The following is an 11152-nucleotide window of genomic DNA, read 5'->3' on the forward strand; positions in this document are numbered from 1 at the left end:
GCGCTCGGCCGGGGCGGCGGATCGAACTGTTAACTGTGTTAATCATTACATGTGAACTTATCGATATCAATCTCCGGAAGCGTCGGCGGGGGGCGTCGGCGCGGTGCCGCGACGTCTTCCGGCTGCGGGCCGGGGCGGACTCTGCCCAAAACAGGCAGCGTCAGCCGCCACCGACCCGCGGTTGCCGGTGGTCGGTGAGTCGCAGGCCGACACCGCGAACCGCGTCGATGGTGATCCCGGTGCCGAGCTCGCCGAGCTTGCGCCGCAGCCGTTTGACCAGTGACTGCACGTCCGCCTTGCGGTCCTGGCCGTCGTTGCGCCAGACCGACCGGTGCAGTTCGGCGTAGCTCCACACCCGCAGCGGCTCGGCGGTGAGGCAGATCAGCAGATCGTGCTCAAGGCGGGTCAGGGAGATCTCCTGTCCGCCGTAGCGCGCGGCGGACCGGGGCGAGTCGATCAGCAGCGCGTCACCGGCCGGCTCCAGCCCGGGGGGTGGTGGCGCCGGCGCCGACGCGGGTAGTTGGCCCGGCACGGCGATCAGTCGACGCAGCTCGTCGAAGTCGGCCACCAGTAGCAGGGGCGCGATGCCGTCGAGGCGTTCCGCCAGTCGCAGTCGCTCGGCGGGCGACGGCGTCACCGCGATGACCAGCGGATACAGCTCTTCGGCCGGATCGGGCCCGTCCGGCACAGTGCTCTCGTCGACCTCGGTCACCGCATCCATCCGCGAAGATGCCGGGCAGCTCCCTGCCCGCATCGATCTTGATCGTGACAGTTATCGGCAATCGTCAAACCCTGGTCAGCAAGCTGTTAGTGACAACTTGCTCACCGCACGTGCTTGATCGTCCTTTCATCTCGATCATAGTGTCCAACCGGGCAACCGGCGTGACCCGCGCGGTGCATGGGGGGGCTTGGAGGGGATCGTCCGAACCGGTATCCAACGGGAGACGATCGCCTGCACCTTCACCATGGCCCATTCAACCCCCTGGGTCGTCCTGAAGGAGGCAGCACCGAATGTTTAGACGTCCACATTGGACGAGCGTCGCCAGATCCCTGGTGAGCGCGGGCGCGGCGACGGTCCTCGTCGCCACCGCCCTCGCCGCCACAGGATCGGGCGCCCAGGCCGCTTCGGGCGGCTTCGGCGCCGGCGCGCCCTCCCCGGCGGACAAGATCCGTCCGGAACTCACGAAGCAGCTCGAGGGCAAGGCCGAGAGTGACTTCTGGATCCGCTTCAAGAACCGGGCGGACCTGGGCCAGGCCAGCAAGAACAAGGACTGGAACAAGCGGGGCGCCGACGTGGTGGCCGCGCTGAAGAAGACCGCCGAGGAGAGCCAGTCCAAGGTCAAGGCCGAGCTGAACAGCACGGGCGCGAAGTACCAGACCTTCTGGGCGACCAACGCGATCCGGGTGAGTGGCGGCTCGCTCGGGCTGGCGCAGAAGATGGCCGCGCACGCCGAGGTCGAGGCCCTCTACGCGCCGGTCACCTACGAGATCCCCAAGACCACCAAGGGCGACAGCGAGAAGGCCGTCAACGCCATCGAGTGGGGCATCGCCAACATCAACGCCGACGACGTCTGGTCCCAGTACGGCGTCACCGGTGAGGGCATCACGATCGCCAACATCGACACCGGCGTCCAGTTCGACCACCCGGCGCTGGTGGGCTCCTACCGGGGCAACAACGGCGACGGCACCTTCGACCACAACTACAACTGGTTCGACGCGGCCGGCGCCTGCCCGACCGCCCCCTGCGACGGCGACGGCCACGGCAGCCACACCATGGGCACGATGGCCGGCTCCGACGGCGGGGCGAACCAGATCGGTGTCGCGCCCGGCGTCAAGTGGATCGCTGCGAACGGCTGCTGCCCCAGCGACGCCGCGCTGATCAACTCCGGTCAGTGGATGCTCGAGCCGACCGACCTGAACGGCCAGAACGGCGACGTCACCAAGCGGCCGAACATCGTCAACAACTCGTGGGGCACGGTCCTCCCGTCGAACGACCCGTTCATGGAGGACGTGACGCTGGCCTGGAAGGCGTCCGGCATCTTCGGCGTCTTCTCCAACGGCAACAGCGGCCCCAGCTGCCAGAGCAGCGGCTCCCCGGGCAGCCTGGAGAGCAACTACTCCGCCGGCGCGTACGACATCAACAACAACATCGCCGGCTTCTCGGCGCGTGGCCCGGGGCAGAACGGCGGGATCAAGCCGAACATCTCGGCCCCCGGCGTGAACGTCCGGTCCAGCGTGCCGGGCAACGGGTACGCCAGCATCAGCGGCACGTCGATGGCGGCCCCGCACCTCGCGGGCGCGATCGCGCTGCTCTGGTCGGCGGCGCCGGGCCTGGTCGGTGAGGTCGACGCGACCCGCGGGCTGCTCGACAACACCGCTGTCGACACCAACGACGCGCAGTGCGGTGGCACCGCCGACGACAACAACGTCTGGGGCGAGGGTCGCCTCGACGCGCTCGCGCTGCTCAACAGCGCGCCGATCGGCGACACCGGCACCGTGTCCGGCACCGTCACCGACGCGGCCAGCGGTGCTCCGCTCCCGGGTGCCTCCGTCGTCCTGAGCGGCCCGGCCGACCGGCAGCTCACCACCGGCGCGGACGGGAAGTTCTCGTCCCTGCTCCCGGTCGGTGACTACCAGGCCGTCGTCTCGGCGTTCGGCTACGGCCAGAAGACGGTCACGGTGACGATCACCCCGAACGCGACCACCACGCTCAACGTCGCGCTCGACGCCGTGCCCAGCGTCAACATCAGCGGTACGGTCACCGACGGCTCCGGCCACGGCTGGCCGCTCTACGCCAAGGTGACGGTCGTGGGCGCCTCGGGTCTGTCCGACTACACCGCGCCCGCCAACGGCCGCTACACCCTCAAGGTCCCGGCCGGGTCGACCTACAGCCTGAAGGTCGAGTCGGTGTACCCGGGCTACGAGACGGTGACGAAGGAGGTCGTCGTCGCCGCGCGCAACGTCACCGCCAACGTCGCCGTGCCGGCGAAGTCGGACGCCTGCGAGACGGCGCCCGGCTACACCTACGGCTCCGACGGTGAGTTCGAGACCTTCACCGGTACGGGCACGCCGAGCGGCTGGGAGGTCGTCGACCACCTGGGCAACGGCCAGGTCTGGAAGTTCACCGACGAGGCCAACCGGGGCAACCTGACCGGTGGCAGCGGGGGCTTCGCCATCGTCGACAGCGACCGCTACGGCGGCAGCGGGCAGCAGGACACCTCGCTCGTCAGCCCGGTCGTCGACCTGAGCGACGTCACCGCTCCGGTCATCCGGTTCAACCAGGACTTCAACTGGCTCGGGCCGGAGACCGCCGACGTCGACCTCAGCGTCGACGGCGGCACGACCTGGACGAACGTGCTCCGCCAGAAGGAGGACGTCGGCGGCCCGCGGGTCACCGAGGTGGCGATCCCGCAGGCCGCGGGTCAGTCGCAGGTCCGGGTGCGGTTCCACTACTACGAGGCCTCGTACGAGTGGTGGTGGCAGGTCGACAACGTGCTGATCGGCAGCGAGGTCACCTGCGAGCCGGTCGACGGCGCGCTGGTCTTCGGCCACGTGCGTGACAAGAACACCAGCGGCTACGTCAACGGTGCCACGGTCACCAGCGTCGACAAGCCGGCGGAGAAGGCCACCACGGTGGCGACTCCGGACGACACCGGGCTCGAGGACGGCTTCTACTGGATGTTCTCCTCGCTGACCGGCACCCACAAGTTCACCGCGACGGCCGGCAACTACGTCAGCCAGAGCAAGAACGTCGACGTCCAGGCCGACTGGGCGACCGCCGCGAGCTTCCAGCTCAAGGCCGGTCAGCTCGCCGTCACCCCGGGCACGCTGAGCGCCAACGTCCAGATGCCCAGCGGCAAGACCAGCAAGACGTTCACCGTGACCAACACCGGCGGGGCGCCGGTCGAGGTCGGTTTCGGTGAGCGTGACGCCGGCTTCGAGCTCCTCAAGGCCGACGGGTCGCGGGTGAGCCGGCAGCAGATGCTCGGCGCCGAGGGTGCGCCCGAGCAGCGGCTGAAGGTGGCGACCTCGTTCGCCGCCACGGCCTCCGGCAAGTCGTCGACGGCGGCCACCGCGGCCGGCCCCCAGGCCGACCCGTGGACGAACCTGCCCGCCTACCCGGCGAACATCATGGACAACCGGGTGGTGAACCTCGACGGCAAGGTCTACTCGATCGGTGGTGGTGACGGCTCGGCGTCCACCACGAAGAACTACGCGTACGACCCGATCGCTCAGGCCTGGTCGGCGATCGCCGATCTTCCCGAGGCGCGCAACGCCATGACGGTGGGCGTCCTCGACGGGAAGATCATCGCGACCGGCGGCTGGGCGGCTGCCGGCCCGTCCGGCACCACGTGGGCGTACGACCCGGGCGCCGACGCCTGGACCCAGCTGGCCGACAACCCCGCGCCGCGTGCCGGGGCGGCTCAGGCGATCGTCGACGGCAAGCTCTACGCCATCGGTGGCTGCACCACCTCGGCCTGCACGCCGATGTCGAGCAGTGTGGTCCGGTACGACCCGGGCGGCGACAGCTGGGAGACCCTGCCCGAGTACCCGAAGTCGGTGGCGTTCGCCTCCTGCGGCGGGATCGACGGCGTGATCTACTGCACCGGCGGCAACGACGGTGCCAGCGCCTACAAGACCAGCTACGCCTTCGACCCGGGCGCCAACACCTGGAGCCCGATCGCTGACGCGCCGGCCGACCAGTGGGCCAGCTCGTTCGCTGTCGCCAACGGCAAGCTGCTGGTCGTCGGTGGTGTCCAGGGCGGCGCCGTCACCAACGCCGGTTTCGCCTACGACCCGGGCACCGAGTCGTGGTCGAACCTGCCGAACGCCAACGCTCCGCGGTACCGCGGTGGTGCGGCGTGCGGCTTCTACAAGGTCGGTGGCTCGTCCGGTGGCTTCACCTCCACCCGGGAGAGCGAGGTGCTCCCCGGCTTCGAGGAGTGCGCCGTCGGCGGCGCCGACGTCAGCTGGCTGACGATCGACAAGTCCGAGGTCACGCTGGCGCCGGGCGAGAAGGTCACGGTCACCGTCGGGATGACGGCGAACGTCGACCAGCCGGGCACCTACACCGGTCAGGTCACCATCAAGGAGAACACCCCGTACACGGTGGCTCCGGTGACCGTGGCGATGAACGCGAAGGCCCCGAAGACCTGGGGCAAGCTGATGGGTACGGTCACCGGGAACAGCTGCCAGGGCGGCGGTGCTCCGCTGAACGGGGTGACTGTCCAGGTCGACTCGTGGGCGAGCTCGCTCACCCTCTCCACCAACGCTGAGGGTAAGTACGCCTACTGGCTCGACAGGCGGAACAACCCGCTGACCATGATCGTCGCCAAGGACGGCTGGAAGCCCCAGACCCGTACGACGAAGATCAACACCACCACCCCCACCGTGGAGGACTTCGCACTGTCTCCCACCAAGTGCTGACGCCTGAGCGCTGACGCACGACGTCCGGCCCGCCTGGTCACCAGGCGGGCCGGACCCTTTCCCGCGACGCCCGTCGCTGTTCGCTGGTCGCCCGAGCGCACCGCTGCGCCGCTGCGCCGGTGCGGCTGTCGAGGCCGAGGCTCGTGGACCCTGCGGCCCCCCGAGTCAGGCGGACGCGAGCCGGAAGCCCACCCCGCGGACGGAGTCGATCGTCGCCGAGGCGTCCAGGGTGGCGAGCTTGCGCCGTATCCTGCGCACCACCGAGTGCATGTCGGAGCCGCGCCCGAGGTGCTTGTTGCCCCAGACCTTGAGATGCAGCCGCTCATAGGTCCAGACCCGTCCGGGCGCGCCCATCAGGCAGAGCAGAAGGTCGTGCTCCAGGCGTGTCAACTCGATCTCGCGATCGAGCCAGCGCGCCACCCGCCGGTCCGAGTCGACGACCAGGGCCGGCGTCGCCGGTGGCGGCACCGTCGCGGGCGCGACGTCCACCGTCATGGCTTGCATCGTTTCAACGGTCGTCTCGGCGGTCGGTGTCTCGGCCGCGCCGAGAAACTCCCGCGCCTGGTCGACGCTCGAGACGATCAGGAACGCCTCCGTGCCGCCGAGCAGTTGCGCGAGCTGCCGGCGCGCCGCCGGCGAGGAAGCAATACCTATGACCATGGATGCAACCGGGATCCCCCGCATTTCCGCACCTCTTCCGGTTCCCCACTGATACCCGGATGGTTTCTGTTGACGCAGGTCAATCTGCGCAGTGACCTTAGCCGGGCTTTATCTCGGTACGGTTAAGAATATTTGCACGTCGGCACTTATAAATTGGTGCTCAGGGCCCGCGAACTCGGCGTTGTCATGTTCATGACAAGGTGACCGAGTTTTGACAGGAACCCTTTTCCCTTTATCGCCCGGTTATGGCTGGTCTGGGGGCGTCGCATGGGGCTACCTGCCAGTACGTCAGCTTCCCGACAACGCTCGCCCGCCGCGGCGGGCCGAATTTCCGGGATCGGGCACATTCGCATTCTCCACCCAGGCGTCGGTCCTTGACTGGGCCGCCGAGTTAATAATCGGTTGAACGCGGACGAAGGTCGGCGTCCCGCAGTTGACCGGGATCGCCATGTCGGCAGGCGTGCCATCCATTTTTCGGCGCCTACCGATAGGGCGGTGATTGGTCGAGGTATTGACGCTGCTGGAGCGATCGCGCCCGGTGCGTCCACCGGGAGCGGCCGGCGAACCGGCCGCCTCGTCAGGACACCGGCGCCCGGAGCCGTCCGCCGATCGTCCGCCGGCGCATCGCGATCGTCCCGACGCCCACGGCGTGGAGACCACCGGACGGCGGCCCCACCCCCTAGTCTGACCACGATCGATCCGACTGAGGGGACGCGCCACGCGGGCGCGCGGAGAGCGACCGGGCATCGCCCCGGCCGGGGGGAGCATCGTGAAGAAGATCGTCGCCGGCTTGTTCATCGCGCTCGACGGTGTCGTGGAGGCGCCCGACCAGTGGCACTTCCCGTACTACAACGACGAGATGGGGGCGGCCGTCGGCACCACTCTCGCCGGCGCCGACACCATGCTCTTCGGCCGCAAGACGTACGACAGCTTCGCGGGTGCCTGGCCGGAGCGCGAAGCGGCCGGCGGCGAGGACGCCGAATTCGCCAAGACGCTCGGTGACATCCGCAAGGTGGTGGTGTCGAGCCGGCGGCTCGAGTTCGGCTGGCGCAACTCCGAGCAGCTGGCGGGGGACCTCGTCGAGGCGGTCACCGCGTTGAAGCGGTCACCCGGGAGCGGGCACATCGGCATGAGCGGCTCCGTCTCCGTCGTCCGCCAGCTCCTGGCCGCCGGCCTCCTGGACGAACTGCACCTGCTGGTCCACCCGATCGCCGTACGCCACGGGATGCGGCTCTTCGACGAGGGCGAGCCCTCGATCCCGCTCACGTTGCTCACGTCGCAGGCGTTCAGCACCGGAGTGCTGAACCTCGTCTACGCGCCGTCCGAGCCGGCCGCGCCGGCCGGCTACGCAGAGGCCAAGCGCCACCTGGCCCGGGCACGGCAGGGCTCCGCCCACTGACGACGACGCGCGGAGCCCGCACCCCTGCCCGGCTCAGCTACGCGCCGACGACCATCCGTCGGCGACGAGCCGCCCGGCGTCGCGGCCCTCACTGTGCAGCAGCAGTCCGTCCCGGTCCGCCGCGATGATCCGGTCGACGTAGACGCCTCGGCCCTGGCTGGAGACGTCGGTGCTGCTGCTCCAGCGCAGGTGGGTGGCGCGTTCGGGCAGCTCGGCACTGACCTGCCACCACACCCGGCCGCCGTAGCCGGAGACGGTGCCGTCGCTGCTCCAGCGCCTGCCGCCCTGGCTCAGCACCAGGCGGAGCGGTTCCCAGGTGGCGCCGCCGTCGGTGGAGACCTCGACCCGCACGCTGTCGAAGCGTGGCTCGGTGTCGTACCAGAACAGGAAGTTCGCCGTGCCGCCGCGCGCCGGCCGGCGCAGCGGCGCGGTCAACGTGACGGTCGCGGCGTCCCGCGGATCCGCACGCCACGCCTCGGACGTTCGGGGCCGCACCGGCATCGCCTCCGCGAAGTCGCGTGCCACGGCCCGGCGGGCCACGTTGTTGCTGCCCCAGCCCCGGTCGGGATGCACCCGGTTGCTGAGCAGGATCACGAAGGAGTGGGAGAGCGGGTCCACCACCAGGGACGTGCCGGTGAAACCGGTGTGCCCGAACGTGACGGGAGAGGAGAGGCCCATCATGTACCAGTGCTTGTCGAGCTCGAAGCCGAGCCCGCGGTCGCTCTCGGGATAGGCCGTTTCGAGCCCGGCGTTGTAGTTGACCAGCATGGCGCGCACCGTCTCCGGTCGCAGGATCCGCCGGCCGCGGTACTCGCCGCCGTTGAGCAGCGACTGGCACAGCACGGCCAGGTCCGCCGCGGTCGAGAAGACTCCCGCGTGCCCGGCCACCCCGCCGAGCGACCAGGCGTTCTCGTCGTGCACCTCACCCCAGACCATGCCGCGTCCGGCGTACGGCTGGTACTCGGTGGCGGCGATCCGGGAGCGTAGCTGCGGCGCCGGGTTGTAGCCGGTGTCGGTCATGCGCAGGGGAGCGGTGACACCGTCGCGGACCAGGTCGGCCAGCGGACGGCCGGTGACCCGTTCGGCCAGCACGCCCAGCGCGATCAGCCCGAGGTCGGAGTAGACGTACCGGCTGCCGGGCGTCGCCCCGGCGGCGAGCGGCGTGGCGAGGGCGGCGGCGAGCCGCTCGGCCGGCGTCGGGTAGCTGCTCCACAGCGGCGCGAACGCGGGCAGTCCGGACGTGTGGGTGAGCAGCATCCGTACGCTCACCTCGGCCTTGCCGCCGGCCGCGAACTCGGGGACGTAGCGGGCGACCGGCGCGTCCAGCGACACCCGCCCCCGCTCGATTTGCTGCATGACCACGATCGTGGTGAACAGCTTCGACACCGACGCCAGGTCGAAGATCGTGTCCTGCCGCATCGGGATCTGCTGGTCGGCGGGGAGCTCCACGCCGGCCAGCTCCGGCGGCGCGCCCACCGCGCCGTAGCGCACCGCCGTGCCCACCGCCGTGTGCTGCACGATGACGCCGTCCTTCGCCGCCAGCGCCACGGCACCGGCGTACGTGGGGTGCCCGGGGTGATCGGGCGTCGGTTCCAGGTACGCCGCCAGGTCGTCCGGGATGCGTCCCACCTGTCCGGGGGAGAGGCCGACCTCGCGCGCGGTGCCGCGCCGAAGCGTGTCGTGCCGGAACCGGATGTCGCTGGGTGTCACGGTGGGCGGCTCGGACCCGACCGGTGGCCGGGCGAGCGCGGACGTACCGGCGGATCCGAGTGGGGAGACGGATTCCTGGTGCGCCGTCCCGTCACCGGTGCCCGGCGCGGCGGTGGCGGCGTGGGACGGCAGCGCGGCCGTCGTCACGGCCACCGCCAGGCCGAGTGTGATGGTGCGCAGCCGACCGGCTCCGGATCTCCTGTGCGCCATGGTCCCCTCCTACCAGGTCAGCCCGTGGCCGTACGGGTGCAGCACAGCCGACCCGTCGGCCGTCGGAATCGTCACGGGCAGCCGTCCCCGCGGGGAAAGCTCGCCGTGCAGCGCACGGACCAGCGCGTCCATCGCCGCTCGGGTGTACGAGTACGTGGCCAGGTAGGTGTCGACCCCGGGCAGGTACGCCACGTCGTACGGGTCGCGGACGGCCACCACGACGACCGGCTTGCCGGTGGCGAGCAGCGCCGCGACGAGGCGCTGCTGGCTGGCCCGCGGATCGGTGACAGTGGTGTCCCACGCCTTGTTCACCAGCACGACGGTGAGATCGTGCCCGGCCGCCTCGGCGGCGGTCGCGGCGATCACCGCGTCGGACGGCAGGGTGGCGGGTCGCGCGGTGGCTCGGGCCCCGCGTGCCGTGAATCCGGCGGCGACGGTCTCGATCGGGGTGAAGGCGGCGGTGTTCCAGCCGGTGACCAGCACCGACCGGTCCGTCCGGGGCAGGGGCAGCAGCCCGGCGTCGTTGCGCACCGCCGTGAGGCTCGGGTCGGTGACCCGGGTGACGGCGGCGAGGTGCGCCGGCGCTCCGACGGTGCGGACCGCCTTCTCCACGTCGACCAGGGGGGCACGGGTGAGGCCCTGCCGGTGTTTCAGGGTGAGGATGCGGCGGACCGACTCGTCGATGCGCTGTTCGGTCAGCTCGCCGGTGGCCACCGCGTGCAGCACCGCGTCCCGCGCCAGCCGCAGGTCCGGTGGCATGAGCAACTGGTCGGCGCCGGCCTTGAGTGCGAGCACCGGGACCCGCGCGTCGCCGTAGCGCTGCCGGACGGCGGCCATGTTGAGCGCGTCGGTGACGATGACGCCGCGGAAGCCGAGCTCGCTGCGGAGCACGCCGGTGAGGATGCGCGGCGAGAGGGTGGCCGGGTCGCCGGAGGGGTCGAGCGCGGGGACCACGATGTGCGCGGTCATGATCGATTCCACGCCCGCCCGGATCGCTCGCCGGAACGGCGGCGCGTCGATCCGGTCCCACTCCGCCCGGCTGTGGTTGATCACGGGCAGGCCGGTGTGGCTGTCGGTGGCGGTGTCGCCGTGGCCGGGGAAGTGCTTCGCCACCGCGGTCACCCGGGCGCCGTCCTGGAATCCGGTGACCTGCGCCCCGGTCAGCTCGGCCACCAGCGCCGGGTCCGCGCCGAAGGACCGGACACCGATCACCGGGTTCGCCGCGTTGACGTTGACGTCGGCGATCGGCGCGTACGGCTGCCGGATGCCGACCGCGCGAAGTTCGCGCCCGGTCACCTCCGCCGCGGTGCGCGCGGCCAGCGGCGATCGGGCCGCGCCCAGGGCCATCGCCCCGGGGAACTGCGCGGCGGGCGCGGGCATCCGCAGCACCACACCCTGCTCCTGATCGGTGGAGATGAGCAGGGGAACCCGGCCCTTGCGCCCGTCGCCGAGCGCGGCCCGTTGCAGGCCGTTGGAGAGCGTGGCGATCTGGCGGGGGCTGTCCAGGTTGTGCGACCAGGAGAAGTAGCAGACCCCGCCCAATCGGAACTCGTCGACCACCTCGGCCGGGGTCTCCACCCCGAAGGCGGCGAGGTTGGCGGCCCGGTCGGCGGCGCTGGGCTCGGTGGCGTCGCCGCCGTAGACGTAGGTGGCGAAGAGCTGACCGACCTTCTGTTCGAGGCTCATGTGCCGCAGCGTCGAGGTGACCCAGCCGTGCTCACCGGCGGAGGCCGGGGCGGGTGGGGC

The 11152-nt window shown here is 70.7% G+C and carries 6 protein-coding genes; 2 read left to right on the forward strand and 4 right to left on the reverse strand.

Translation table 11 applies throughout. From position 1 onward, the window contains the following. Positions 1–160: 160 nt before the first annotated feature. Positions 161–721, reverse strand: coding sequence for a winged helix-turn-helix domain-containing protein (locus E1211_RS26075; protein ID WP_132351862.1), 561 nt, complete (start codon positions 719–721; stop codon positions 161–163). A 290-nt stretch (positions 722–1011) separates the two neighbouring features. On the opposite strand from E1211_RS26075, the gene E1211_RS26080 reads away from it, so the two are divergent. Continuing rightward, complete coding sequence (locus E1211_RS26080) at positions 1012–5427, forward strand: S8 family serine peptidase (RefSeq protein ID WP_132351864.1); 4416 nt, start codon at positions 1012–1014, stop codon at positions 5425–5427. Positions 5428–5592: 165 nt separating this feature from the next. On the opposite strand, the gene E1211_RS26085 is transcribed toward E1211_RS26080, so the two are convergent. Next, positions 5593–6111, reverse strand: a complete 519-nt coding sequence (locus tag E1211_RS26085) for a winged helix-turn-helix domain-containing protein (protein WP_132351866.1) — start codon at positions 6109–6111, stop codon at positions 5593–5595. Between the two features lie 745 nt (positions 6112–6856). Here E1211_RS26085 and E1211_RS26090 point away from each other — a divergent pair. Next, positions 6857–7486 (forward strand): dihydrofolate reductase family protein, encoded by a 630-nt coding sequence (locus E1211_RS26090; protein ID WP_207915515.1) that lies wholly within the window; start codon positions 6857–6859, stop codon positions 7484–7486. 33 nt (positions 7487–7519) lie between these two features. On the opposite strand, the gene E1211_RS26095 is transcribed toward E1211_RS26090, so the two are convergent. Continuing rightward, positions 7520–9406 carry a serine hydrolase domain-containing protein gene (locus tag E1211_RS26095; RefSeq protein WP_132351870.1) on the reverse strand — a complete coding sequence of 629 codons (1887 nt, stop codon included), beginning with the start codon at positions 9404–9406 and terminating at the stop codon, positions 7520–7522. A gap of 9 nt (positions 9407–9415) precedes the next feature. Then, positions 9416–11152, reverse strand: a 1737-nt coding sequence (locus E1211_RS26100) for a glycoside hydrolase family 3 protein (protein WP_132351872.1), incomplete at its 5' end; no start/stop codon positions are given.

The organism is Micromonospora sp. 15K316 (assembly GCF_004348525.1).
In the GTDB taxonomy this organism is placed as follows: Bacteria; Actinomycetota; Actinomycetes; order Mycobacteriales; family Micromonosporaceae; genus Micromonospora.